Source organism: Chitinophaga sp. 05T412 (assembly GCF_056396465.1).
Genome location: NZ_JBFTLN010000002.1, coordinates 305,077 through 330,085 on the forward strand (window position 1 = coordinate 305,077; position 25,009 = coordinate 330,085).

The 25,009-nt window shown below is 46.1% G+C and carries 25 protein-coding genes; 2 read left to right on the forward strand and 23 right to left on the reverse strand.

Translation table 11 applies throughout. The annotated features are described in order from the left end of the window. Positions 1–34 precede the first annotated feature (34 nt). Positions 35–1,399 (reverse strand): GH1 family beta-glucosidase, encoded by a 1,365-nt coding sequence (locus tag AC1DFM_RS04800; RefSeq protein ID WP_477075591.1) that lies wholly within the window; start codon positions 1,397–1,399, stop codon positions 35–37. A gap of 196 nt (positions 1,400–1,595) precedes the next feature. On the opposite strand from AC1DFM_RS04800, the gene AC1DFM_RS04805 reads away from it, so the two are divergent. Further along, positions 1,596–2,642 (forward strand): formylglycine-generating enzyme family protein, encoded by a 1,047-nt coding sequence (locus AC1DFM_RS04805; protein WP_477075592.1) that lies wholly within the window; start codon positions 1,596–1,598, stop codon positions 2,640–2,642. On the opposite strand, the gene AC1DFM_RS04810 is transcribed toward AC1DFM_RS04805, so the two are convergent. The 22 genes from AC1DFM_RS04810 to hisG all read right to left on the reverse strand — a co-directional run bounded on the left by AC1DFM_RS04810 (position 2,643) and on the right by hisG (position 24,053). Beyond that, on the reverse strand, positions 2,643–3,152 hold the full coding sequence (locus AC1DFM_RS04810) for a DsbA family protein (RefSeq protein WP_477075593.1): 510 nt from the start codon (positions 3,150–3,152) through the stop codon (positions 2,643–2,645). Positions 3,153–3,157: 5 nt separating this feature from the next. Continuing rightward, positions 3,158–3,610 carry a redoxin domain-containing protein gene (locus AC1DFM_RS04815; RefSeq protein ID WP_477075594.1) on the reverse strand — a complete coding sequence of 151 codons (453 nt, stop codon included), beginning with the start codon at positions 3,608–3,610 and terminating at the stop codon, positions 3,158–3,160. A 108-nt stretch (positions 3,611–3,718) separates the two neighbouring features. After that, a complete protein-coding gene (locus AC1DFM_RS04820) occupies positions 3,719–5,125 on the reverse strand; it encodes a M56 family metallopeptidase (RefSeq protein WP_477075595.1) in 1,407 nt (468 codons plus the stop codon). A 47-nt stretch (positions 5,126–5,172) separates the two neighbouring features. Next, a complete protein-coding gene (locus tag AC1DFM_RS04825; RefSeq protein ID WP_477075596.1) occupies positions 5,173–6,675 on the reverse strand; it encodes a M56 family metallopeptidase in 1,503 nt (500 codons plus the stop codon). Positions 6,676–6,685: 10 nt separating this feature from the next. After that, positions 6,686–7,048 carry a BlaI/MecI/CopY family transcriptional regulator gene (locus tag AC1DFM_RS04830; protein WP_477075597.1) on the reverse strand — a complete coding sequence of 121 codons (363 nt, stop codon included), beginning with the start codon at positions 7,046–7,048 and terminating at the stop codon, positions 6,686–6,688. A 143-nt stretch (positions 7,049–7,191) separates the two neighbouring features. Then, a complete protein-coding gene (locus tag AC1DFM_RS04835; RefSeq protein ID WP_477075598.1) occupies positions 7,192–8,328 on the reverse strand; it encodes a redoxin domain-containing protein in 1,137 nt (378 codons plus the stop codon). A gap of 70 nt (positions 8,329–8,398) precedes the next feature. Beyond that, a complete protein-coding gene (locus tag AC1DFM_RS04840) occupies positions 8,399–9,484 on the reverse strand; it encodes a redoxin domain-containing protein (protein WP_477075599.1) in 1,086 nt (361 codons plus the stop codon). Between the two features lie 222 nt (positions 9,485–9,706). Then, a complete protein-coding gene (gene hisIE / locus AC1DFM_RS04845; RefSeq protein ID WP_477075600.1) occupies positions 9,707–10,303 on the reverse strand; it encodes a bifunctional phosphoribosyl-AMP cyclohydrolase/phosphoribosyl-ATP diphosphatase HisIE in 597 nt (198 codons plus the stop codon). Positions 10,304–10,324: 21 nt separating this feature from the next. Further along, positions 10,325–11,080, reverse strand: coding sequence for an imidazole glycerol phosphate synthase subunit HisF (gene hisF / locus AC1DFM_RS04850; protein WP_477075601.1), 756 nt, complete (start codon positions 11,078–11,080; stop codon positions 10,325–10,327). Between the two features lie 11 nt (positions 11,081–11,091). Beyond that, positions 11,092–12,237 carry a 1-(5-phosphoribosyl)-5-[(5-phosphoribosylamino)methylideneamino]imidazole-4-carboxamide isomerase gene (gene hisA, locus AC1DFM_RS04855; protein WP_477075602.1) on the reverse strand — a complete coding sequence of 382 codons (1,146 nt, stop codon included), beginning with the start codon at positions 12,235–12,237 and terminating at the stop codon, positions 11,092–11,094. 1 nt (position 12,238) lies between these two features. Next, positions 12,239–12,832 (reverse strand): imidazole glycerol phosphate synthase subunit HisH, encoded by a 594-nt coding sequence (hisH, locus tag AC1DFM_RS04860; RefSeq protein ID WP_477075603.1) that lies wholly within the window; start codon positions 12,830–12,832, stop codon positions 12,239–12,241. 4 nt (positions 12,833–12,836) lie between these two features. Further along, positions 12,837–13,610 carry a tryptophan synthase subunit alpha gene (trpA, locus tag AC1DFM_RS04865; RefSeq protein ID WP_477075604.1) on the reverse strand — a complete coding sequence of 258 codons (774 nt, stop codon included), beginning with the start codon at positions 13,608–13,610 and terminating at the stop codon, positions 12,837–12,839. 8 nt (positions 13,611–13,618) lie between these two features. Continuing rightward, entirely contained in the window at positions 13,619–14,827 is a 1,209-nt protein-coding gene (gene trpB / locus AC1DFM_RS04870) for a tryptophan synthase subunit beta (protein WP_477075605.1), read from the reverse strand. Between the two features lie 6 nt (positions 14,828–14,833). Beyond that, entirely contained in the window at positions 14,834–15,469 is a 636-nt protein-coding gene (locus AC1DFM_RS04875; RefSeq protein ID WP_477075606.1) for a phosphoribosylanthranilate isomerase, read from the reverse strand. A 6-nt stretch (positions 15,470–15,475) separates the two neighbouring features. Continuing rightward, positions 15,476–16,276, reverse strand: coding sequence for an indole-3-glycerol phosphate synthase TrpC (gene trpC, locus AC1DFM_RS04880; RefSeq protein WP_477075607.1), 801 nt, complete (start codon positions 16,274–16,276; stop codon positions 15,476–15,478). A 10-nt stretch (positions 16,277–16,286) separates the two neighbouring features. Beyond that, entirely contained in the window at positions 16,287–17,282 is a 996-nt protein-coding gene (gene trpD / locus AC1DFM_RS04885) for an anthranilate phosphoribosyltransferase (RefSeq protein WP_477075608.1), read from the reverse strand. Between the two features lie 66 nt (positions 17,283–17,348). Then, the gene (locus AC1DFM_RS04890) at positions 17,349–17,918 is read right to left on the reverse strand and encodes an anthranilate synthase component II (RefSeq protein ID WP_477075609.1); all 570 of its coding nucleotides are present in this window, start codon (positions 17,916–17,918) and stop codon (positions 17,349–17,351) included. A gap of 2 nt (positions 17,919–17,920) precedes the next feature. Further along, positions 17,921–19,333, reverse strand: a complete 1,413-nt coding sequence (locus tag AC1DFM_RS04895) for an anthranilate synthase component I family protein (protein WP_477075610.1) — start codon at positions 19,331–19,333, stop codon at positions 17,921–17,923. Positions 19,334–19,690: 357 nt separating this feature from the next. Next, the gene (gene hisB / locus AC1DFM_RS04900; protein ID WP_477075611.1) at positions 19,691–20,827 is read right to left on the reverse strand and encodes a bifunctional histidinol-phosphatase/imidazoleglycerol-phosphate dehydratase HisB; all 1,137 of its coding nucleotides are present in this window, start codon (positions 20,825–20,827) and stop codon (positions 19,691–19,693) included. Continuing rightward, positions 20,824–21,897: a histidinol-phosphate transaminase gene (hisC, locus tag AC1DFM_RS04905; RefSeq protein WP_477075612.1), complete on the reverse strand. Its 1,074-nt coding sequence runs from the start codon at positions 21,895–21,897 to the stop codon at positions 20,824–20,826. Before hisC ends, hisB begins: the two co-directional genes overlap by 4 nt. A 21-nt stretch (positions 21,898–21,918) precedes the next feature. Further along, positions 21,919–23,199 carry a histidinol dehydrogenase gene (gene hisD / locus AC1DFM_RS04910; protein WP_477075613.1) on the reverse strand — a complete coding sequence of 427 codons (1,281 nt, stop codon included), beginning with the start codon at positions 23,197–23,199 and terminating at the stop codon, positions 21,919–21,921. Then, positions 23,199–24,053: an ATP phosphoribosyltransferase gene (gene hisG / locus AC1DFM_RS04915; RefSeq protein ID WP_477075614.1), complete on the reverse strand. Its 855-nt coding sequence runs from the start codon at positions 24,051–24,053 to the stop codon at positions 23,199–23,201. Before hisG ends, hisD begins: the two co-directional genes overlap by 1 nt. Before the next feature lie 531 nt (positions 24,054–24,584). Between hisG and AC1DFM_RS04920 the strand changes: the two genes are divergently transcribed. Continuing rightward, the gene (locus AC1DFM_RS04920) at positions 24,585–25,004 is read left to right on the forward strand and encodes a LexA family protein (protein ID WP_477075615.1); all 420 of its coding nucleotides are present in this window, start codon (positions 24,585–24,587) and stop codon (positions 25,002–25,004) included. Positions 25,005–25,009: the final 5 nt, after the last annotated feature.

Sequence of the window (25,009 nt, forward strand, 5' to 3'; positions counted from 1 at the left end):
ATCATTCGCTATAATAGCTTTATGCTTTCGGCTTTTAGCTTTCTGCTTCTAGCAATTGCCGGAACCAATAGCCTGAATCTTTAATGGTACGTTGTTGTGTATCGAAATTGATATGTACCAGGCCAAAGCGGGCGCGATAGCCTTCGGCCCATTCAAAGTTATCGGTAAGGGTCCAGGCGAAGTAGCCATCTACGGGTATTCCTTCCCGACGGGCTTTCAATACGCCTGCCAGGTATTCCTGGAAGTAGGCAATGCGTGCGTGGTCCTCGATGCGGCCATCCGGGGAAAGCACGTCAGGAAAGGCGGCTCCGCCTTCTGTTACGATGAGTTTCTTAATATTTTTGTAGGAGGCAAATTGTTTCAATACTTCGTATAGGCCGTTGCCGTTAATCTCCCAACCTAATCCCGTTAGTGGTACATTCCGGGATTTTGCTTTTACCTCTGAAATTTTAACGATCGGCATAAAAGAATTGTATTTCACTACCAGCGGAAAATAGTTCTGTACACCTATGAAATCAAAATCAAATGCCAGCCGGTCCCAATCGCGCCAGAGGGCATAACGGCGCTCAATACGACGCAGCAGCGGAAAATCGGCCACCGGGTAACCCATACCCAGCGAAGGCTCCAGAAACAGGCGATTAAAGAGCGCATCGGCACGGCGTGCTGCCTGTTGATCCGCAGCACTGTCGGAATACGGAATAATCTGTGAACAGGATAAGGCGGTACCAATATTGGCGCCAGCCACTTCTTCGCGAATCACGCGCCCAGCCTCCGCCTGCGCCAATACCGCATGATGCACTGCCGGCAAAAACCAGGAAAGCCCGAATTTACCCGGTGCATGCACGCCCAGCATATATCCCAGGGCAGTAAACCCAAAGGGTTCATTCAACACAATCCAGTTTTTCACTTTGCTACCGTATTCCCGGGCACATATCCTCACAAATTCTTCAAAGGCAAATACTACTCCCCGATGCGCCCAGCCCCCCTTATGTTCCAGCGCCTGGGGCAAATCCCAGTGGTACAGGGTAACATAAGGCTCCAGTCCCAATTCCAGGCAGGCATCTATTACACGATGGTAATAGTCGATGCCGGCAGGATTGACGGCGCCAGTACCTTTGGGCATAATGCGCGACCAGGAAAGCGAAAAACGGAATACAGAAAATCCCAGCAACTTGGCGAGCAGGATATCCTGTGTATAGCGATTATAGAAGTCGGTTGCGGTTTGCGCGTGGCTTTTATCTTTAATTTTTCCTTTACGGCCGGAGAAAGTATCCCAAATAGAAGGTCCTTTGCCATCCATATCGAAGGCTCCTTCATTTTGAAAAGCTGAAATTGTGACGCCCCAAAGAAAGTCTTCCCCAAAATCCTTGCGTGTAAAGGGTACTGCAGTTTTTTGCATACGCGATACCAATAAAACAGGGCATAGCAGCCCGTAACTGCCTGCAGTTTACAACAGTTTTCGTGGAAAAGTAATTATATAATTGTTAAGGCTACCCTTATTCCACCACTACTTCTGATTTTCAGCAAATTCCGGCGAAAGCAATTTTTTAAATATTATTTTTGAAAAACGATTAAAAAAACGGCCTGACTACAATATGTTGAAGATAAATCTGGTGCTTGGACTGGCACTATTAAGCGCCTGTGCGGGCAACACCGGCAAACAGGGTACTGCCAGCAAAGAGAAAGATACGTTGAACAAAATGGTGCTGATACCTGCAGGCTCGTTCCTGATGGGCGCAGACGACAGCACCGGGATGGCAGATGAATACCCCAAGCACCGCGTAGACATCGCCAGTTTCTGGATGGATGAACATGAAGTGACCAAAGCGGAATTCGCCCGTTTTGTGGAAGCTACCGGCTATGTTACCACTGCGGAGCAGCCTATCAGCAAAGCAGAGCTCATGGCCAGTTTACCTCCGGGCACGCCGGAGCCCGACAGTGCCACACTGGCTACCATGACGGCACCGGGTGCACTGGTATTTACCCCACCGGATCATGCAGTGCCATTTAATGATATTTCCCAGTGGTGGTCATTTGTACAAGGCACCAGCTGGAAACATCCGGAAGGACCTGCCAGCAATATCGCTAACAGGGGCCAGGAGCCGGTTACACAGGTCTCCTGGCTGGATGCACAGGCTTATGCCAAATGGGCCGGCAAACGGCTACCTACGGAAGCAGAATGGGAATATGCCGCCCGTGGCGCCCTCTCCGGCAGTTTATATCCCTGGGGCAATGAACCGCTGACCACCGGTAAAGCCAAAGCCAATACCTGGAATGGCAATTTTCCCTATAAGAACACTAAAACAGATGGTTACTATGGTACCGCACCTGTAAAATCGTATAGCCCTAACGGTTATCAGCTGTATGATATGGCGGGGAATGTATGGGAATGGTGTGAAGACTGGTACGATGCCAACTACTATATACAGGGAGAAAAAGGGGTAAAGAATCCGGCAGGCCCGGCGGAAGGATTAGATCCTGATGACCCGGGACAGGCCAAGAGAGTGATCCGTGGCGGGTCCTATATGTGCAGTGATGAATATTGCCGGGGATACCGGGTATCTGCCCGGATGAAAAGCACGCCGGAATCCGGTTTATCTAACCTAGGCTTCCGTTGTGCACGTTCCGTTAGTCAGCCATAATTATTCTTCCAAAAAGGAGGATAACACGCGATAATCGCCGTTATATCGTTTGCCATTAAGATAAAACGTAGGCGTGCCATTTACACCGCTACGTACACCGCTTTCGAAATCGGCTTCTACCCTGCTTAATAGCTTAGGGGAGTCCATATCATCGGCAAATTGCTGCAAGTCTATTTCCATATCGGCTGCCAGTCTTAGCAATAGTGCTTCATTGAGTTCAGGCTGACGGTTGTAAATAGCGTCGTGCATATCCCAGAAGCGATTTTGCCTGGCGGCTGCTTCTGCCGCCAATGCCGCATCCATGGCGTATTCATGCGACTCCGACAAGGGGAAATTGCGAAAAACGAAGCGTAGCCGGTCGGCAAAACGCTCCTGTAATTGTTTTACCACAAAGAAAGCTTCCCGGCAGTAGGGACATTGAAAGTCGCCGTATTCAACCAGTTCTATGGTAGCATTTTGCACACCGAGGATATGATCCAATGCATTCACGGGGGGAATGAGGGTAGGCATCTACGTTAGTTTTTAATATTTTCCAATGCAGCCAGGATACCATCTGCGCCTGGATTCTGGCCAATAGGTGATAAATAACTCCATTGAATAATACCTTGTGTATCTATTACAAAAAGAGCCCGTTGACTCACCCCATTTTCATACACGCCAAACAAACCGGATACGGCGCCTTTGGGTTCAAAATCGGCCAACAAATCGAAGTGTAGTTGCCGCGCTTTGGCAAAAGCGGCGTGGCACCAGGCGCCATCTACGGAGATCCCCAGCAGTACAGCATTATACTTTTCAAAGTATTTCAACATTTCATTGTACAAGACCATCTGATCGCTGCATACCGGGCTCCAGTCGGCCGGATAAAATGCCAGGATTACATTTTTCCCTTTCAGTGCTGATAGGGTAACTGTTTTTTCAGGTGTAGAGCTCAGTGTGAAGTCTGGAGCAGTGTCGCCTTTTTGCAGCATAAGCAGGTGTATTAATCACCTATATAAACAGCTGTGAATGGATAATGTTGTATATAAACAAAAATGCCACGGTGGCGGACCGTGGCTTTTGCTATTGAAATGGTATAATTACTTTACAATAACAGTGTCAATTTTGATAGTTACCTCTCCTGTTCCCCCACTGATAACCATTGGCTTGGTGGTGATGGTGATGGTTTGTGGCTGACTAGTGGTGAAGGTTGAATTGCCTGATATCGTTTTAGTTTTTATGTCATAAGTCTGCGCAGGCTTCATTTCTTGTGTGTTAACTTTAACACCATTTACTATTACCTGAACATCAGCCGTTCCGCCTGTAATAGTGGACGTTTGCTGCGACAGCTGATCACCGGAGATGGTAACGAAAACAACGGCAGTACTATCATTTGATTTAGCGGTAGCGCATCCGCCGCAATTTTCCGGCGCCTTGTCAGTAGCCTTTCCGTTTACAATGTAGAAAGCCTTGCCTGTAGAGTCTTTCCCGGAAATAACAACACTTGAAGAAATAATGGTGGCGTTGGGCGAGGTGGAGATCACTACTGGCACCGAATCAGCTGTAACTGATGATCGTACAGGTAATACAGGAGCTGCTGCCTGTTTAAGGCCATGTGATATGGGCGACTTCCCTTTATTCCCATGCATGACTTCTGCAGCCCGGGTATAATTCAACGACAGCACAGTTCCCCCTACCAGCAAACCCAATACCATATAGCGTATTACCTGATAGCGGGATGATTTTTTGCTGTTCATCATCATAATTCTTTTTTTTAGGTGTGATAAATTGAAATTGTTTGCGATGGCCGTCGCATAAGGGATCCCACTAACTTTCACCAGGTTGTACTGGTAACTGATTTTATCTACGCCCTGCTGCAGCAGGTGACGATCTGTAATGAATTCCAGGTTTTCCCGGATGGCGGTTTTCATGAGCCAGGCGCCGGGATTAAACCAATAAAAAATATTATTCAATTCTCCCAGCAGCGTGTCGGCTGTATGCCATTGCTGCACATGTACTTTTTCATGGTGCAGTATAGCCGGCAATTCTTCCGGCTGATGCAGGGAAGGATTAATGTAGATGTGACGGAAAAAAGAAAAAGGATTCACCGGTTGTTGTAACAATTGTACAGTGATATCATAGAGCGTTCCCGGTTGCGATTTCCGGTGAATACGCCACAGGGAAAAAAGTTGCACCAAAAAGCGTATAGCCATTACCGATACCCCTATCCAGAAGATGTATACCAATACATTCCATACCGTAAATACGGGTGCAGGCGCCTGCCAGGCTTGCCAATTGGGAACATAAACCATTACGCTGCCTGCAATTGTTTTATGTCTGTTCACAAAGGTGTCCACTGATATAAGGGGGAACAAGGATGAAAAAGCAATGCCTGCCAATAGGAATATTCTGTTCAGCGTATAGAACGTGAGCTTACGCAAACCGAAGCGATAAGCAAGAAAAAACAGTGTCAACGCAATATTCGCTTTCAGAAGATATATCAGCATAGCAGGCACCATAGCAGCTTTCTGGATTTTATCAGTGATTTAAATAATTATTTTACCGTGGTGGAATCGTTCACACGTATCTGTATATTCTGGATTCCTGTAGCGGCAGCTCCTTCTTTAGTTTTAATCAGAATTACACCGTTAACAGCCGCAGCGCCGTAAAGAGCTTTAGCCGCGCCATCTTTGAGAATTTCTACGGAAGAGATTTTGTCGGTTGGAATATCGTCGATGGACTTGCCTTTAGGCAATGCCTCATTGTCTACAAGTATCAGCGGATCTCCTCCTGTTGCCTGGCCTGTTGCACTCCCCCCGCGAATGGAAATACCAATTGCTTTTGGCTTTTTTAACGTAACAAAAATGACCCCATTACCAGCGCCTTCTCCATATTTTCCTACCAGGTCTTCTTGTTGTGCTCCTGTGGGTGCTTTCACTACATTGACTGACTCAATAGTATTGGGATTTATAGCCTCCATGGCCGATTTACTTAAAATTTCGCCATCTACCACGTACACCGGATCTTGGCCATTTGTCTTTCTCAATGTGATCACATTGGGACTTTTAGCGGCTTTTGAAGCAGGGGCACCTTTGATCGTTTGGGCGCCGGGCTGAGTCACTTTAGGAGCTACTGTTACTTTTTTAGCCGCAGGTACGGAATCCACTGTAATGTGGATGAAATTTAGTGCAGCAGAAGCTTTTGTATAATTCAATGATAAAACCAACCCTCCTACTAATACCCCTAATACCATATAGCGTATCAATTGGTAGCGGGACGACTTTTTACTGTTCATCATAATAATTCGTTTTTTTAGATGTGAGAAATTGAAATTGTTTGCGATGGCCGTCGCATAAGGGATCCCACTAACTTTAATAAGATTATACTGATAACTGGTTTTATCTACGCCCTGCTGTAGCAGGTATCTGTCTGTAATGAATTCCAGGTTTTCGCGGATGGCTGTTTTCATGAGCCAGGCGCCGGGATTGAACCAGTAGAATACCTGATTGATTTCTCCCAGCAATGCATCGGCGGTGTGCCATTGCTGTACATGCACTTTTTCATGGTGCAGAATAGCCGGTAGTTCTTCCGGCTGATGCAGGGAGGGGTTGATATAGATATGCTTGAAGAACGAAAAAGGATTAACCGGTTGCTGCAATAGCTGCACGGTGATATCATCGATTTGGCCCTGTTGTGATTGACGGTGAATTTTCCACAGCGATATCAGCTGTATAAAAAGGCGTATAGTCATGACTGATACACCTGTCCAGAAGATGTATACCAAAATCGTCCATACGGTAAATACGGGCTCCGGCGACTGCCACGCGGAAAGATCAGGTACATACGTCATGACGCTGCCAGCGATGGCCTCATGCTTATTGACAAATGCATTGATGGGGATGAAGGGAAACAAGGAAGAAAATGCGATGCCCGTCAGTAGAAATAGCCTGTTTAAGGTGTAAAAGGTGAGTCTGCGCAAACCGAAGCGGTAAGCGAGAAAGAACATGGTCAGTGCAATGTTCGCCTTTAGCAGATATATTAATATAGCAGGTACCATCGTCAGCAGTTTAGTGTTTGCCTTTTTCTATCATGTTGATAATTTCTTTCAACTCGTCCGGACTGATTTTCTTTTCTTTCGCAAAGAAGGATACCAGTTCTTTATAGGAGTTTTCGAAATAGTCTTTTACGAAGCCGTTCATGAATTTTTGCTTATAGGCTGCTTCTTCTATAGCAGGCGTATATTCGTATACGTTACCAATTTTCCGGCTTTCCAGAAACCCTTTTTTCTCCAGGTTCTTAATAGTGGAGGCGAGGGTTGTATACGGAGGCGCGGGCGCAGGATGCGCTTCCAGGAAGTCTTTTACCAAACCTTTCCCTACTTTCCAGATAGCCAGCATGGCTGTTTCTTCTTGCTGGGTCAGTTTTTCCATGATATTATTTTATATTCAATTACGATTCTTTCGTAAATCTACGAAACTATCGTAGATAATACAAAATTTATTTTCCGACTAGAAAAGAAAAGGGGTGATATCGTTGGATATCACCCCTTTATCATTTATTATCAGGTAGTTTATTACTTCAGTATTTCTCCCAGTTTGGAAGCCAGTTCTTCACCACGCAGGTTTTTAGCGACGATTTTTCCATTAGGATCAATCAGTACGTTCTGCGGGATAGCGCGTACACCGTAGAGATCTGCTGCCGCATTTTTCCAGCCTTTGAGGTCGGAAACATGTGACCAGGTTAGTTTATCAGCATCAATAGCTGCCAACCATTTGTCCTTTTTATCATCCAGGGAAACGCCGAGGATTTCGAAGCCTTTGGATTTGAATTGATCGTAAGCTTTTACTACGTTCGGGTTTTCTGCACGGCAGGGACCGCACCAGCTAGCCCAGAAGTCAACCAGTACGTATTTTCCACGGAAAGAAGATAAGCTGATACTTTTACCATTGGCATCTGCCTGTGCGAAATCGATAGCGGGTTGGCCGATAGCAGTTTTGCGGGCTGATTCCAGGCGTTTGGAAAACTCTTTACCAGAAGGGGAGTTTCTTGCTTCTTTGCTTAATTTCTTAAACAGCGGTGTTACTTCAGCGGGTTTAATATCATATCCTGCTACCTGGTTCAATAAGAACATAGAGATAGGAGAATTGGTATTTTTAGACAGAAAATCGTTCTCTATTTTCTTTTCTTCTGCATCTAATGCGTCGTAGTCTGCTTCCAGCTTTTTAATGCCTTCCTCGTCTTTCTGCTGTGCCAGTTCACGGTACTTTTTCTGTAATGCAGCGCCTCTTTCGTTCACGTCTTTTAATAAGTCGTTCAGCTTCTTATAATCGTCGTTCGCTTTGGAGCCTGTTACTGCTGCTTTGCTGATAGAGTCGGTAGTGGTAACATTCACAACACCTTTATCCAGGAATACTGCGAGCATATCGCGACCCATAGATACTGGCTTTTCGGCGCCTTTCTGTACCAGCATCAGGCTGGCCATAGCTGGTTCTTCCAGGGTGCCGTTAAATGTGAATTTACCMTCTTTGATCTGAGCGCTATCCATAAAGCTTTCTCCGCCTTTCCGCATTCTCAGGTAAACAGTAGCGGGGTTCTGCTGTTGAGAAACAGTTCCCTGTATAGTATAAGGTTTACCTGCTGCGCCTTTTTTATCCTGGGCAAACATTACTGCCGGTACGAAAAGGGCGATCCCTACAATCGTTTTTTTCATTGGTTTTTGTTTTACGAACAACAAATTTGTAAAATCGGCTGATTAATCACAACCTGATTTTGATAAACGGCTATTTCAGTACTTCCTGTAATTTGGCTTCCAGTTCCTCTCCACGCAGATTACGGGCGATGATCTTCCCATCGGGGCTTACCAGGAAATTGGAAGGAATAGACTGAATACCGTATTGTACAGCCACTTCGTTACCCCATCCACGTAAGTCGGATACCTGCGTCCAGTGGAGATCGTCCTGGCTGATAGCCCGTAACCACCGATCACGGTTATCATCCAGCGAAACGCCCAGGATGGTAAAGTTTTTATCCTTGTACTTGTTATAGGCTTTTACTACGTTCGGATTTTCCTGGCGGCAAGGACCGCACCAGCTGGCCCAAAAGTCCACCAGCACATATTTTCCTCTGAAAGAAGATAGCTTTACCGGCTGTCCCTTAGCATCTGTCTGAGAAAAGTCATCCGCTTCAATGTTCACTGCGCTGACTTTCAAACTTTTTATATAGGCGGTTACGCTTTGTCCGTATTGTCCATTTTTAACGGAGGGATCAAGCGAATTGAACAGTCGTTGAAACTCTTCTCCGTCGAGCCGTGTCCGTAATTCATTCATCAGCAACCATATACTGGCAATGCTGGTTGGATGTCCTTTGATAAATTCGGTACCGGTTTTTATAACGTCCTGGCTGAACTCATCTGCTTTTTTACGGAAAGAATTCTTAGCCGGCTCGTCTTCCGGGTTAACATTTTTCGCAATCAGGTTTAAGTCCTGCGCCCGCTTAATCAATGGCTCAAATGCTTTCTGGTACTGCTGCATAGCCTGCGTATTCTCATTTCCCTTCACCGCAGCTGCAATGGGAAAAGTAGCGATTGACGTAGTAAAATGCACGGGTTCATTACCGCCTGTTACGAACAACATCGGGTAACTCACATCTCTCAAAATCAATGCATATACAGATGGCTCTTTACCACTTTTTACCTTGAAACTAAACTGGTCATTCTTGATGACTACAGAGTCATCGGGATTATTATCCTGGTCGTCAAAAAGGTATATGGTTTTGCCGCTCCCGTTCTTCACAATGCCTGACACCTGCTGGGCGTACACTCCTGTGGAAATCAGCCCTACAGCGGCTAACAGGAAAAATTGTTTCATTACAAATTATTTTAATTAGTTAGTGGGGTGTAATATACGAAGAGATTTTTAAGGGGGGACGGCGGTCATTTACCGCTGATCATATTTTGGGAAAGCGTGACAAATGTTTCAGATAATGATGATGAATTAATTGCTATCTGTTACGGGATGAATAATAATTATTAAGCCCGATGATAACCGCATCATCATTATCTGAAAACGTTATTAACCAGGAAGATCCGGTTATTTGTTGTGGCGTTGTTTTAACACCGATATAACATCTGATAACTGGAATCCTTTTGCCTGCAAAAGGATCAGGTAATGAAACAGGAGATCGGCAGACTCGTTCAGAAACAGGTCGTCGTTATTATCTTTTGCTTCGATCACTACTTCAACAGCTTCCTCTCCTACTTTCTGTGCAATCTTATTAATGCCGCGTGCAAAAAGACTGGCGGTATAAGACTTATCGGTAGGATTATTTTTTCTGTCGGCGATAATACCTTCCAATGTGGCGAGGAAGTCGTTGCTGATATTTTGCTCATCCCAGCACGTATCCGCGCCGGTATGGCATACCGGGCCTACCGGACTGGCTTTGATCAGAATGGTGTCCTGGTCGCAATCTACTTTCAGGTCTTTTACAATCAGGAAGTTACCGCTTTCTTCTCCTTTCGTCCACAGCCGTTTTTTGGAGCGACTGAAAAAAGTCACCTTACTATCTGCCATGGTTTTTTCCAATGCTTCGCGGTTCATGTATCCCAGCATCAGTACTTTGCAAGTCACGGCATCCTGTATAATAGCTGGCACCAGGCCATCGGACGACTTTTGAAAATCTATCTGCATGTTAACTTATTTCAGGTATCTCTAAAATCTTACGTTCACCCCTTTGTTGTAAAGAAAGGTTTTGAGCGCAGGTATTTCTATTTCTTTATAATGGAAGATGCTGGCGGCAAGCGCAGCATCGGCCTGCGCGTTTTGGAATACATCTACAAAATGCTCCATATTACCAGCGCCTCCGGAGGCAATTACCGGCACGTTGAGGTGCTGCGACATTTGTCCGGTGATATCCAGGGCAAATCCCTTTTTAGTACCGTCGTTGTTCATGGAAGTGAGGAGTATTTCACCTGCGCCACGGTTCACCGCTTCTTTGGCCCAGTCAAATGCTTTCACGTCTGTTTTCACGCGGCCACCATTCAGGTATACGTACCAGTCGCCGTCCTCAAAACGGGTATCAATGGCCAGTACAATACACTGGTTACCGAATTCACGTGCCAGGCGGTCTACCAGCTCCGGATCTTTGAATGCAGAAGTATTTACGGAAATTTTATCGGCCCCGGATTGCAGCAATACGTTCACGTCTTCCACAGAGGAAATACCACCACCTACGGTAAATGGAATATTCACATGGCGCGCAATACGTGTCACGAGCTCAGACAGTGTTTTTCTTCGTTCATTCGTAGCTGTTATATCCAGGAATACCAGTTCATCAGCGCCCTGTGCAGCGTATAAAGCGCCCAGTTCTATTGGATCACCGGCATCGCGGATATTCTCGAAGTTGATACCTTTAACAGTACGCCCGTCTTTGATATCCAGGCATGGTATGATACGTTTGGTCAACATGTGCTAATAGTTTACAGGAATGTTTTTAATTCATCCATGGAGATGTTACCCTCGTAGATCGCTTTACCAATAATAGCGCCGCTACAGCCAATTTCCTGCAAGGCTGCTACATCGCCGATATTACTCACGCCGCCACTGGCCACAAAGTTAATAGCCGCAAAACGTGCAATGATTTTTTTGTACAACTCCGTAGACGGGCCCTGTAACAAGCCATCTTTAGCGATATCCGTACAAAAGATATTAGTAACGCCCTGCGCGATATTGCTCTCCAGGAAATCGAATACAGACAGCTCGGTTGTTTCCAGCCAGCCACCTACCGCGATTTTCTCTTCTTTCACATCTGCCCCCAAAAATATTTTATCTGCGCCGTACTGTTTTACCCAGCTGAAAAATAATTCCGGTTGCTTCACTGCCACACTACCGATGGTAGCCAGGGCAGCACCGCATTCAAATACAATATCAATGTCTTTAGCCGTTTTGATACCGCCGCCAAAATCCGTTACCAGACTGGTTTTGCCCACAATACTTTCCAGCACTTTCCAATTCACCACCTGTCCTTTTTTAGCGCCATCAAGGTCTACCAGGTGCAGCCGTTTTACGCCGATGGCTTCAAATTCTTTTGCCACCTCCAACGGATGTTCGTTGTATACTTTCTGCTGGCTATAATCGCCCTGAGTGAGCCTTACACATTTGCCATCAATGATATCGATGGCGGGAATAATTTCGAAACGTTTAGCTGTCATGTTATGCAGGTCCAGCGGCAATTCCATTCTTACAAAGGAAATTCCGCCCTTTATGAAATAATCGCCTTTTTTAGTATAGCCCAGCTTATCATAAAAGCTAACAGCTGTATCGCGGGCGTTGCACCAGAGTAATTTGATTCCCTCTTTTTTGCAGATACTCACCAGATGTGCGAGGATCGCTTTTCCATAGCCCTTTCCCTGTGCGGCCGGCAAGGTAGCCAGCTTCCGGAACTGTGCGCTGTCGCGCTCCAGGAATAAGGAAACCACGGTCACCATTTGTCCGTGATCAAACACACCAAAGTGTAAGCCATCAGCATCATGATCTACTTTTACGGCAGACAATGATTCATTGGGATACAATACATCCCTGCGGAGTTGCAAGGTATCATCAGCGCTTATCGGGCGAATGTTCATCTTAGAGGTTCAAAAAGTTTTCGATAATACGGCCACCGGCTTCAGCGGATTTCTCCGGGTGAAACTGTACTGCGTAGAAATTATCTTTCTGCAGGGCAGCGCTGTAGTTAATCACATAGTTGGCAATAGCTACGGTGTCTGTACCTAATGCCGCATAATAGCTGTGCACAAAGTACATGTAGGCATTTTCAGGAACATGTTCAAACATCACGCTGTGTAAGCCAGTAATATTGTTCCAGCCAATCTGTGGTATTTTAAGCAGGTTTTCTACCGGCGATTGAAAACGTTTCACGGCCGTATCAAAAATGCCAATGCAGTCGGTGTCATTTTCTTCCGAATGTTTACACAGCAGTTGCATCCCCAGGCAGATGCCTAATACCGGCTGTTGCAGGTTAGCGATCACCTGATCGAGCTTTCTTTCTTTCAGGTACCGCATGGCCGTACTGGCTTCTCCCACACCGGGGAAAATCACCTTGTCAGCCGACATGATCTCTTCGTGATCATCTGTAACAGTACCGTTAACGCCTAAACGCTCCAATGCAAATTGCACAGAGCGAATATTACCGGCGTTGTATTTTATGATAACCGTTTTCATGTTATTACTGAATTATTCCCGAGATAAACGTTTTCACCGTTTCGTCAATATTCTGGCTATGTTCAATGGCTTTGATAAAAGCAGTTCCGATAATAGCGCCATTAGCATGAGCCGAAGCCGCCTCAAAAGTAGCTTTATCTTTTATACCAAACCCAATTAATACGGGATTGCTGAGCTGCAAATTTTTCAATCGCTCGAAATAGGCCTGCTGATCTTTCATGTCCTTATCTTTTCCAGTGGTGGAAGAAGAAGACACCGCATAAATAAATCCTTTGCTCAGACTATCTATTTTGCGGATTCTGGCTTCACTGGTTTCCGGTGTAACCAGGAAGATGAGGTGCAGGTTATGCTTTTCAAACAGCGGGCGATATTCATTTTCATATTCCGCCATTGGCAGGTCTGGTACAATGATACCATCTACGCCTACTTCTGCACATTTAGCGCAAAAAGCCTCTACGCCGTAAGTGAGTACGGGGTTGAAATATCCCATGAGAATAACAGGTACCTGTATCGTTTTCCGGAAGCCGGACAGCTGCTCAAATAATACATGCAGGCTCATACCGTTTTGCAGGGCTTTGGTGCTGCTATCCTGGATGACCGGGCCGTCGGCCAGTGGATCGGAGAAAGGCATGCCCAGTTCAATGAGGTCTGCACCATGTTGTTGTAATGCGGTCATTACCGGCAGGGTATCATTTAACTCAGGAAAACCTGCGGTGCAATATATATTTAAAACGCCGTGTTGCTTTTTAGCGAACAGTTGGTCAATACGATTTTGCATAATCCATTTTATTTTTTCATGTGACGGATATAGGTATCCAGGTCTTTATCACCACGGCCGGAAAGGCATACCACCACTACATCTTCTTCCTTCAGCGGCAGGTCTTTTAATTTCGCCAGCGCATGAGAGGATTCCATAGCAGGTATAATTCCTTCCAGCAGGCTCAGTTCATAAGCTGCCGCCAATGCTTCTTCATCGGTAGCAGACAGGAACTGCGCACGGCCGGACTCATACAGATGTGCGTGCATGGGTCCAATGCCTGGATAATCCAGTCCGGCAGAAATTGAGTACGGCTCTGTGATTTGTCCGTCGCTGGTTTGCATCAGCAGGGTTTTGCTGGCGTGAATAATACCAATGGTACCCAGCTGGGTGGTGGCAGCGGAATGACCGCTATGTACGCCGTGCCCTGCGGCTTCTACGGCTACCAGTTTCACATTTTCCCGGTCCAGGTAATGGAAGTAAGCGCCGGCAGCATTGCTACCGCCACCAATACATGCTAATACATAATTAGGATCTTCGCTACCGGTTTTAGCTTTCAGCTGTTTTTTAATTTCCTCGCTGATCACGGATTGAAAACGGGCCACCATATCAGGATATGGATGTGGACCTGCTGCGGTACCGAGGATGTAATGCGTATCTACCGGGTTGTTGATCCAATCGCGGATCGCTTCGTTGGTAGCGTCTTTGAGCGTTTTGCTGCCGCTGGTAGCTGGTACCACGGTGGCGCCGAGCATTTTCATACGGGCAACATTGGGCGCCTGTCTTTCGATATCGATGCTACCCATGTACACCACGCATTCCAGGCCCATGAGCGCACATACGGTAGCCGTGGCTACACCGTGTTGTCCGGCACCGGTTTCCGCGATGATACGGGTTTTGCCCAAACGCTTTGCCAGCAGGATTTGCCCGATAGTATTATTTACTTTATGTGCGCCGGTATGATTGAGGTCTTCCCGTTTGAGATAAATTTTTGCTTTATATTTTTCTGACAAACGTTTCGCGAAATATAGCGGAGAAGGCCGGCCTACGTAGTCTGTTAACAGTGCTTCAAATTCCTGTTGGAAAGTAGGATCACTCAGTATAGCCAGATATTGGGATTGCAACGCTTCCACATTGGGGAATAACATTTCGGGAATGTATGCCCCACCAAACCTGCCATAATAGCCGTTCTTATCTACCTGATACCTGGAGTTGCCGGTGTTAATTGCAATATCCATGACCGATTAGTTTATGATTGATGAATGAATTTGTTTTACAAAATGTTCCACCAGTGCGATGTTTTTCACACCGGGGCTGTCTTCGAATTTGCTGTTCACATCTACTGCAAACAGTGCAGGCAACTGCATTTCACTGATTTCTGCGGCCTGATCCGGCGTGATGCCTCCACTTAAAAAGAAGGGATGCTCAAAAGGACAGGTGGCCAGCAGTTCCCAGTTGAACCGTTCGCCGGTGCCGCCGTAGCCTTTTACAGAGGCGGTATCGAAAAGGAAATAATCCGTTACGGGAACAAAGGGCGCCACATCTGTTTCCCAGTTAACGTTGTCACCTATACGAAAAGCTTTGATTACGGGAACCGACTCGCGGATAGTGGCACAATACGCAGGTGTTTCGTCGCCGTGCAATTGTACCAGGTCCAGGGCATAGTCGGAGATGGTGCGCTGTACCTGCTCCAGTGAAGCATTTACAAACACGCCCACCTTCTTGATACCGGTGGTTTCCCGTACCGTTCTTGCGTCTATTTTATTGCCGGCAAAACGGGGTGATTTCTCATAAAAAATAAATCCTGCATAATCCACGCTGTTAGCTACCAGCGCCTGCAAATCATTTATTCTTGTAATGCCGCAAACTTTAATACGCATGGGTGATTATTTATTTTCCAGGTCATGAAGTGTTTGAACAAAATTTTCGAAAGCGCGGGCAGGATCTTCCTGTTTCATGAAATGTTCTCCGATAAGGAAGCCCTCGAAACCAGCGGCTTTCAGCGTTACAATCGCAGCCGGATCATTGATGCCACTTTCTGCTACTTTCACTTTATCTGCCGGAATTTTAGGCGCCAGCTCACAGGAGCGGTTGAAGTCGACCTGAAAGGTAATCAGGTCGCGGTTGTTCACGCCCACCAGGTGCGTGTGTGCCGTTACTTTCTCCAATTGTGCTTCGCTGTGTACTTCCAGCAATACTTCCAATCCCAGGTTGTGCGCAAAGGTAGCTAAACGGGCTACTTCTGCAGCTTCCAGGCATTCTGCGATCAGCAGGATCACATCGGCGCCAATAGCTCTGGCTTCGAGGATCTGGTATTCATCTATCACAAAGTCTTTACGCAGAATAGGAATCTGGTTAAAGCTGCGGGCTTGTTGCAGGTCATCAGAGGAGCCACCGAAATACTTTTCATCGGTGAGTACGGAGAGGCCGGAAGCGCCGTAGCGTGTATACGCAGTAGTTACCTGCTGCACCGTTACCTCGCCATTGATCAGTCCTTTGGAAGGAGAGCGCCGTTTGAACTCGGCAATGATACCGGTTTTACCGGGTTGTTGCAGGAAGTTCCGCAACGATAATGTTTCGCGGGCAAATCCGGGCGACTGTTCCAGGTCGGCGGCGCTACGCTGCAGTTTGCGGGCAGCTACTTCAATATGTTTATGTGCAACTATTTCTGCTAAGATATTCTTCATAAAAATATACCTACGACTGCAACGCAATCAGATTTTTAAATGCAGTATGTGCTTTGCCTGATTCCAGTGATTCTACTGCAGCGGCGAAGCAATCCTCATACGAATTATATTTTCCGAGGCTGTACAGTCCCATTGCCGCATTAGCGAATACAACGGAGTTCTGCGCCCAGGTACCTTCTCCTTTCAGGATCTTCACAAAGATCTTAGCGGCTTCCTCTGTGCTGTTTCCGCCGTAGATATCTTCCGGATGTACTTTACGTTTACCCAGTTGTTCCGGCGTCCAGTCCTGTTCACCTTTGTTGGTAATCACTTTGGTATCAGCGGTCAGTGATATTTCATCGTATCCATCCAGGCTGTGTACAATCACAAACTGTTTATCTGTTTGCTGGAACAGGTAGTTATATACCCTGGCCATTTCCAGGCTATATACGCCTATCAGCTGATGTTTGGCAAAAGCCGGATTTACCAGTGGTCCGAGCATATTGAAAAACGTGCGGATACCCAGCTGACGGCGGATACCGGCTACATTTTTCAGGGCCGGATGAAACAGCGGCGCATGGAGGAAACAGATACCGGATGCATCCAGTTCTTCTCTCAGTTTTGCATCGTCATTCTTGAATTTATATCCTACCAATTCCATGACATTGGAAGCGCCACTTACGGAAGACACGCCATAGTTACCGTGTTTGGCCACTTTAGCGCCAGCCCCTGCCACCACAAAGCACGACAAGGTAGAAATATTAAAGGTATTTTTTGCATCTCCGCCGGTGCCCACGATGTCGAGTACATCATAACCGTTGAGGTTTACAGGAACACAGAGTTCCAGCAGGGCATCGCGGAAGCCCAGCAGTTCATCGATAGTGATGCTGCGCATGAGAAATACGGTCATGAAAGCAGCCAGTTCACTTTCATTATACATTCCTTTGGAAATACTGATCAGAATGTCTTTAGCACCTTCGCGGCTAAAGGTTTTATGTTCAAAGAGGTAATTAAGAATCTTTTTCATGATTGCTGTTGTTGGAAGCTTTTAGTTAGATGTTTTGTTGAAATTGGTTAAGGCAGATGCGTGTTATTACAAGCTTAACCAGTTTCTCAATATCGTTTCTCCCTGCGGGGTGATTACACTTTCCGGGTGGAATTGTACGCCGCTTACATCGTATTTATTATGCTGCAAAGCCATGATAAAACCTTCCTCATCTTTTGCGGTGATGGTTAATTCAGCGGGCAGCGTAGATTCGTCTACTACCCACGAGTGATAGCGACCTGCCATTATTTGTTTAGGTAAATGATTAAACAGGCGTCCATCTTCCTTAATGATATTTATTTTGGTAGCTACGCCATGGTACACTTCTGTCAGGTTAGTGAGTGAAGCGCCAAAAGCCTGTCCGATGGCCTGTTGCCCGAGGCAAACACCAAAAATAGATTTGGTGGGTGCATATTCTTTGATGAGCGACAGTAATAAGCCGGCTTCTTCCGGAATACCAGGACCTGGTGATAAAATAATTTTATCGTAGTCGTTTACTTTCTCCAATGGAATTTCATCATTGCGTACCACGGTTACTTTACCGTTGATGATTTTTTCCACGAGGTGAACGAGGTTATATGTAAAAGAGTCGTAGTTATCGAAAACGAGGATGTTCATGACTAGATTTTTTGTGCCAGCAGGATGGCTTGTTTTAACGCATTGAGTTTGTTGTTTACTTCTTCGAGTTCTGAAGAAGCCACTGATTTGGCTACTACACCAGCACCGGCCTGATAATACAGCGTGTTCATTTTACTGAGCATAGACCGGATCATGATGGCGTGGTTAAAGTTGCCATTGAAGCCTACCATACCGATGCAGCCTCCATAGAAGCCACGGGCCGTAGGTTCGTACTGGTCAATGATTTCCATTGCGCGGTATTTAGGTGCGCCGGACAGCGTACCTGCCGGGAAAGACGAAGCCAGCAGCGTAAAAGGATTCATTTTCGGATCTACCTTTCCGGTTACTTCGCTCACCAGGTGAATGACGTGAGAATAGAAGTGTACCTGTCTGTAAGAAGCGACTGCTACTTCGGTAGCGTTTCTGCTCAAGTCGTTGCGGGCAAGGTCTACCAGCATCACATGCTCTGCATTTTCTTTGGGATCTTCCAGCAGTTTATCGGCGAGTATTCTATCCTGCACCTCATCTCCTGTGCGGCGGAAAGTGCCTGCAATAGGGTGAATGGTGGCTTTGCCGTTATTGATTACAATTTGTGCTTCCGGTGAGGAGCCCATTAATTTGTAATCGCCGTAATCGAAGAAGAAAAGATAAGGAGAGGGGTTGATGGAGCGGAGGGCGCGGTATACGTTGAATTCATCGCCGGTGAAAGATTGCTGGAAAGCTCTGGAGAGTACTACCTGGAACACATCGCCCCGGAAGCAGTGTTGTTTGCCTTTCTCTACCATTTGCATATATTCCGCGTCCGTCAAGTTGCTTTCTTCTGCTCCGGTAGTGGCAAATGGATACCCGGGGGAATCTTTATGCCGGATGAGCGATTCTACCAGTTCAAACTCACTGTCGACGCCCTCTATCTGGTTCTCAATCAAAAAGAGTTCATCTTTAAAGTGATTGATCGCAATTACATATTGGTAATAGCGGTAACGCATCAACGGAATGGTGTTACCGGGTTGTTGTTTCTTTTTATTGAATTCAATGGTTTCGAAGAACTGAACAGCATCAAAGGTAGTATAGCCGAAGAGGCCCTGTGCTGTTGGTACCGGGTTAGTACCCGAGAAAGAAAAGTTAGCGAGAAACTTCCCCATTTCATCCAGCACCTGTTCTTTATTCTTTAGTTCTTTTCTTTCTACCGGCAGGTTAGGATATTTAAATTCGAAGTGTGACGTAGAGGTAACTTCAATACCTCCGATGGGTTTCACACAGATATACGAATAGCTGTTATCACTGGCCCTGTAGTCGGTGCTTTCGAGGAGGATAGAACCGGGAAACTTATCGCGCAACCGCAGATATATTCCCACTGGCGTGTAGATGTCTGCCAGCATTTGTTTGGATCTCGTTTTTACTTGGATGGTACGCATGATGTATTGGGTGAAGTGTTTTTTATTTTAAAAACGGGAAGGGCTGAAAAAGCGGAAGGCCCGCTGTGTAACAGCGGGCCTTCCAAATATATTTCTAAACGAAACATGGCACTGTAACACAGATCAGGAATTGATTCCGTGCCACCACCAATGTTTGTTTATAGTAATCATATTTTGCATAGCGGGACAAAAATGAAACTTTTTTTTGGAAGATGCAAATATTTTTTTGAGCAAAAAGCATAAAGCGGAAAGCAAAAAGCTATTTAAGCGATTTACAGGCGGGGATAAGCAATTAAAATACTCGCTTCGAGCATTCGCTTAAATAGCTTTTTGCTTTCCGCTTTATGCTTTCAGCTCCTATAATACCCCTTTTGTAGAAGGCAATTGCATATTATATGGATTGCGCTTCACGGCCATTTTAATGGCTTTTGCAAACGATTTGAAGATGGCTTCTATCTTATGGTGCTCATTTTCTCCCTCTGCCTTAATGTTCAGGTTGGCTTTGGCACCATCTGAGAAGGATTTGAAGAAATGGTAGAACATTTCGGTAGGCATCTCCCCTATCTTCTCCCTTTTAAAGGTAGCATCCCATACCAGCCAGTTACGGCCGCCAAAGTCAATGCCCACCTGCGCCAGGCAATCATCCATTGGTAAATAGAAACCGTATCTTTCAATACCGCGTTTATCTGCCAATGCTTTGGCCATGGCTTCACCCAGGGCAATGCCGGTATCTTCTATGGTATGATGTTCATCGATATGCAGATCGCCTTTGGCGGTAATGGTCAGGTCCATTGCACCATGACGGGCAATCTGGTCGAGCATATGATCAAAGAAACCAAGCCCCGTATGGATGCTGGCTTTACCGGTGCCGTCCAGGTTCAGTTCAATACTGATATCTGTTTCATTTGTTTTGCGTACATGTGTTACCGTTCTTAAACCCAATTTCAGGAATTCATAGATCCGGTTCCAGTCGGTCGATTCCAGCGCAATCACGGATTGCAGCGCTGCGATATCATCACTGATTTCTGCATTTCCCAAACCAGCGCCCTCATTCATCCAGATGGCTTTAGCCCCCAGGTTTTTGGCGAGTTGTACATCCGTAATCCGATCGCCGATCACGAAGGAATTAGCCAGGTCGTAGCTGCCATCCAGGTATTTGGTGAGCATACCCGTGCGTGGCTTGCGGGAGGGCGCATTATCTGCCGGGAAAGAGCGGTCAATGAATACCTCATCAAACTTCACTCCTTCGTTTTCAAATGCCTTGATGATCATTTGTTGTGCAGGCCAGAAGGTATCTTCCGGGAAAGCAGCTGTTCCGAGTCCATCCTGGTTGGTAACCATGGCCAGCTCATAATCCAGCTCAGCGGCTATCCGCGCCATGTTCACAAATACTTTCGGATAAAATTCCACTTTGTCCAGGCTATCGATCTGGTAGGTAGGTGGCACTTCTTTGATCAGGGTACCATCACGGTCTATAAAGAGTACGCGTTTCATGCGGATACAGGTGTTTCTTTTTTCAGGTTAAAAGATTTCAATACCTCCAGCAGGTGCAGGTTTTCAGCTGGTGTGCCGATGGTGATACGCAAACAGCCCATGCAGAGCTCTACTTTGGAACGGTCGCGCACCACAATCCCCTGTTCAATCAGATGATTGTAAATGCCTTTTGCATCCGTGGTTTTCACCAGGATAAAGCTGGCATCGCTGGGATAAATTTCCAGTACTTCCGGCAGCTGTATCAGTGCAGCAGAGAGCAGATCACGTTCTATCACAATTTCCCTGATCCATTCATTTACCTGTCCTACGTTATCGAGCGCCTGTAACGCCAGTTCACCCGTAGCCTGACTGATATTATACGGCGGTTTTACTTTGTTGAAAGTATTGATAATATCCTCGCTGGCAAAAGCCATCCCGATACGGAGTCCTGCCAATCCCCATGCTTTGGACATGGTTTGCAGCACTACGAGATTAGGATATTCGGTGAGCTCCTGTATAAATGTTTTCTGACGGGAGAAGTTAATGTAAGCCTCATCTATCACTACAATTCCCTCGAAGTTATTCAACAGCAGTTCTATGTCTGTCCGGTAAATGGAGTTACCGGTGGGATTGTTGGGAGAACAGATGAAAATGAGCTTTGTATTTTCATCGATCGCCTGTTGCAGTGCGGGGATGTCCAGCTGAAAATCCGGTGTGAGGCTTACTTTGCGGATTACTGCATCGTTGATGTGCGCACTTACTTCGTACATGCCGTAGGTAGGTGGGCAGAGCACCACGTTATCCACGCCGGGATTTACGAAGCAGCGGTAAAGCACGTCTATGGCTTCATCGCTACCATGGCCGATAAAAATATTCTGTGGTGGCACGCCTTTTACGTCGGCCAGTTTATACTTCAGCTTCCACTGCAACGGATCGGGGTAACGGTTGTAATTCACCGGCAGCGGTGATCCGAAGTTGTTTTCATTTGCATCCAGGAAGATAGTAGCCTCTCCTTTAAACTCATCTCTGGCAGTAGAATAAGGTACCAGTCTTTTTATGTTTGCCCTTACGAGGGTATCGAGATTAAACATATCAGTGATATTATCTTGTTATTAAGCGCCGGCATTTTCCAGCTGTTGCAATCTTACTGTAACGGCATTTTTATGCGCTTCCAGTCCTTCCGCTGCTGCCATGGCCTCAATAGTAGCGCCAATATTTTGCAGCCCTTCGGGGGATATTTGCTGGAACGTAATTTTCTTCACGAAACTATCCAGCGATACACCGCTATACGCCCGTGCATAGCCGTTTGTAGGCAGTGTATGGTTAGTACCGGAAGCATAATCGCCTGCACTTTCGGGTGTATAATTTCCCATGAAGACAGATCCCGCATCAGTGACTTTATCTGCGATATTTTCGGCGCCTTCGCAGGCCAGTATCAGGTGTTCCGGCGCATATGCGTTGAGCATATCCATGGCAGTATCCATGTCTTTCACCAGGATCATTTTACTGTTTTCCAGTGCCGCCGTAGCAATGCCTTTGCGGGGCAGTTGTTCCAGCTGTGCATTCAGCGCATTGGTGACATCAGTCAGTACTTTTTCGCTGGTGGTGACTAATACCACCTGACTATCGGGTCCATGCTCCGCCTGTGATAACAGATCGGCGGCCACAAAATCAGGTACGCAGCTCTCATCCGCCAGCACAGCCACTTCTGAAGGGCCTGCCGGCATATCAATGGCTACGCCGCTTTTGTTCACCAGCTGCTTGGCGCAAGTGACATATTGGTTACCGGGACCGAATATTTTATACACCTGAGGCACTGTTTCCGTACCGTAGGCCATCGCACCGATAGCTTGTACGCCACCAATAGTAAATACTTTTTCAATACCTACCAGTTGTGCGGTATATAAAATAGCGGGGTGCAGTGAAGGCGTACAGAGTACAATTTCTTTACAACCAGCTATCATAGCGGGTATACCGAGCATCAGGATAGTAGAAAACAGTGGTGCAGAACCACCGGGAATATATAATCCTACTTTTTGAATCGCTACGGGTTTGCGCCAGCATTGTACACCGGGCATCGTTTCAATCATCTGCACTTTTTCCTGTTGTGCGCGATGGAAGGTAGCGATGTTTTTTGCGGCCTGCTGAATAGCGGCTTTCAGTGCGGGTTCCAGCGTAGCTTCTGCCTGTGCAAAAGCGGTTGCCGGCACCTGTATATTTTCCAGCGTGACTTTATCAAATTCCGCCGCAAATTTTCTGATGGCCTGGTCGCCGTTGGTGCGTACTTCCTGGAGGATATCATTCACTTTTTTCTCCAGTGCAGAAGTATCCATCACAGGACGTTGCAACAAACTGCTCCAGGTGCTTTTATCGGGATATCTGGTTGTTTGCATCAGATCACCATTTTTTCGATGGGCACTACCAGGATACCTTGTGCACCGGCAGCTTTGAGGCTTTCGATGATATCCCAGAATTCATTTTCATTCAGCACAGAGTGAACGGAACTCCAGCCAGCTTCCGCCAATGGCAATACTGTTGGACTTTTCATGCCAGGCAGCAGGCTAATGATTTCAGTCAGTTTATCATTAGGCGCGTTGAGCAGCACATATTTATTATTCTTCGCTTTTCTCACTGCCTGAATGCGGAATAATAATTTGTCGAGCAGCTGTTGTTGTTCCGGTTTCAGGTCGTGACAAGCGGCCAGTACAGCTTCTGATTTCAACACGGTTTCTACTTCTTTCAATCCATTCATGAACAGGGTAGATCCGCTGCTGACGAGGTCACAGATAGCATCTGCCAATCCGATACCAGGGGCAATTTCCACTGATCCGCTGATTTCGTGAATTTCTGCGGTGATGCCATTGCGTTGCAGGAATTCTTCCACTATCACTGGATAGCTGGTAGCAATTCTTTTGTTTTGCAGGTCTTTCACGCCGGAATAATCCACAGATTTTTCTACGGCCATAGAGAGGCGACATTTTCCGAAGCCGAGCTTCTGCACGATATTCACCTGCTTTTGTTTTTCCAGCACTACATTTTCTCCTACAATTCCTATATCTGCTACGCCGTCTTCAATGTATTGAGGAATATCATCATCGCGCAGGAAGAATACTTCCAGCGGAAAGTTGGTGGCTTCAGTTTTCAGCTTATTCACACCGTTGTTGATGTCGATGCCGCATTCCTTCAACAGTTTGATGGAATCATCGTGCAGGCGGCCGGATTTCTGGATTGCAATTTTCAATTTCATCCTGGATAATAAATAAAAAAGGGGCTTACCTCTCCGGTAAGCCCCTGTTGATGATTTAATATAGTGATATACACATTATCATCCCAGCCTACCGCGTTGGTAAGAAATGATGGTGATGATGGATATGTATGTTTGTCTTCATAATTCGAGTGCAAAAATAGGAAGTAAAACGAGAAATCAAAGGTTTTTTTTGGATTAGTGCAGAAATTTAAATATAAGCACTTATACATAAGGACTGATATAAAATCGTTGAGCAGCAAGCATATGAACACAGGCTGGCAATCTTTACTACTATTTTTCACATCTGTTGGATGGCGCCGAACCTATTATGAAATTCTGCCTAAAAGCATCTTCAAAAAAATTCTCACTGCGACCTTTTTAGCACTCATCTCCCCTACCTCACTGATCTGCTGCAACTTAGTTCCCTACGCATTTTCACCACTTGCAAACGATCTGTTAATTGATTTTAAAAACTAATAAATTTAGCTTTATTTTGCTAATAATATTAGTATTCACAAAAACGATAGTTATATGGAAGCATTGAAATTGAGCGGATTGAATATAACCCTGCCCTTCTTTAACACCAGCATCCCCGCAGGGTTCCCCGCCCCCGCCCTGGATTACCAGGAAGAAGAAATTGATCTTTCCCGTATTCTGCAACCCAACCCCGCTACCTCCTTTATTATACGGGTAAAAGGAGATAGTATGGCCGAAGCCAATATCCCTGATGGTTGTATGGCCATAGTAGACCGCTCCATCCGGCCCGGTACCGGCGACATTGTAGTGGCAGCGCTGAATGGAGAGTATACCGTGAAGCGATTGGTGAAAGCTGGTCGTAACTGGGTATTACATCCTGAAAATCCATTTTATAAGCCGATCATCATCACCGAAGATGCAGATTTCCAGGTATGGGGCGTAGTGACCTCCGTGATTGTAGACATGCGTAAATAAAATTG

Bases quoted from the DNA above. Each gene is read 5' to 3' on its own strand.
- AC1DFM_RS04820 (WP_477075595.1), bottom strand. From the start codon at position 5,125: ATGCTGATATATCTTCTGAAAGCGAATATTGCGTTGACACTGTTTTTT.
- AC1DFM_RS04890 (WP_477075609.1), bottom strand. From the start codon at position 17,918: ATGAACATCCTCGTTTTCGATAACTACGACTCTTTTACATATAACCTC.
- hisB (WP_477075611.1), bottom strand. From the start codon at position 20,827: ATGAAACGCGTACTCTTTATAGACCGTGATGGTACCCTGATCAAAGAA.
- AC1DFM_RS04825 (WP_477075596.1), bottom strand. From the start codon at position 6,675: ATGGTACCTGCTATATTAATATATCTGCTAAAGGCGAACATTGCACTG.
- trpC (WP_477075607.1), bottom strand. From the start codon at position 16,276: ATGAAGAATATCTTAGCAGAAATAGTTGCACATAAACATATTGAAGTA.
- hisF (WP_477075601.1), bottom strand. From the start codon at position 11,080: ATGTTGACCAAACGTATCATACCATGCCTGGATATCAAAGACGGGCGT.
- AC1DFM_RS04920 (WP_477075615.1), top strand. From the start codon at position 24,585: ATGGAAGCATTGAAATTGAGCGGATTGAATATAACCCTGCCCTTCTTT.
- trpB (WP_477075605.1), bottom strand. From the start codon at position 14,827: ATGGATATTGCAATTAACACCGGCAACTCCAGGTATCAGGTAGATAAG.
- hisIE (WP_477075600.1), bottom strand. From the start codon at position 10,303: ATGCAGATAGATTTTCAAAAGTCGTCCGATGGCCTGGTGCCAGCTATT.
- AC1DFM_RS04895 (WP_477075610.1), bottom strand. From the start codon at position 19,333: ATGCGTACCATCCAAGTAAAAACGAGATCCAAACAAATGCTGGCAGAC.
- hisH (WP_477075603.1), bottom strand. From the start codon at position 12,832: ATGAAAACGGTTATCATAAAATACAACGCCGGTAATATTCGCTCTGTG.
- AC1DFM_RS04810 (WP_477075593.1), bottom strand. From the start codon at position 3,152: ATGCCTACCCTCATTCCCCCCGTGAATGCATTGGATCATATCCTCGGT.
- AC1DFM_RS04815 (WP_477075594.1), bottom strand. From the start codon at position 3,610: ATGCTGCAAAAAGGCGACACTGCTCCAGACTTCACACTGAGCTCTACA.
- AC1DFM_RS04800 (WP_477075591.1), bottom strand. From the start codon at position 1,399: ATGCAAAAAACTGCAGTACCCTTTACACGCAAGGATTTTGGGGAAGAC.
- hisG (WP_477075614.1), bottom strand. From the start codon at position 24,053: ATGAAATTGAAAATTGCAATCCAGAAATCCGGCCGCCTGCACGATGAT.
- hisC (WP_477075612.1), bottom strand. From the start codon at position 21,897: ATGTTTAATCTCGATACCCTCGTAAGGGCAAACATAAAAAGACTGGTA.
- AC1DFM_RS04840 (WP_477075599.1), bottom strand. From the start codon at position 9,484: ATGAAACAATTTTTCCTGTTAGCCGCTGTAGGGCTGATTTCCACAGGA.
- trpA (WP_477075604.1), bottom strand. From the start codon at position 13,610: ATGCAAAATCGTATTGACCAACTGTTCGCTAAAAAGCAACACGGCGTT.
- AC1DFM_RS04830 (WP_477075597.1), bottom strand. From the start codon at position 7,048: ATGGAAAAACTGACCCAGCAAGAAGAAACAGCCATGCTGGCTATCTGG.
- hisD (WP_477075613.1), bottom strand. From the start codon at position 23,199: ATGCAAACAACCAGATATCCCGATAAAAGCACCTGGAGCAGTTTGTTG.
- AC1DFM_RS04875 (WP_477075606.1), bottom strand. From the start codon at position 15,469: ATGCGTATTAAAGTTTGCGGCATTACAAGAATAAATGATTTGCAGGCG.
- trpD (WP_477075608.1), bottom strand. From the start codon at position 17,282: ATGAAAAAGATTCTTAATTACCTCTTTGAACATAAAACCTTTAGCCGC.
- AC1DFM_RS04805 (WP_477075592.1), top strand. From the start codon at position 1,596: ATGTTGAAGATAAATCTGGTGCTTGGACTGGCACTATTAAGCGCCTGT.
- hisA (WP_477075602.1), bottom strand. From the start codon at position 12,237: ATGAACATTCGCCCGATAAGCGCTGATGATACCTTGCAACTCCGCAGG.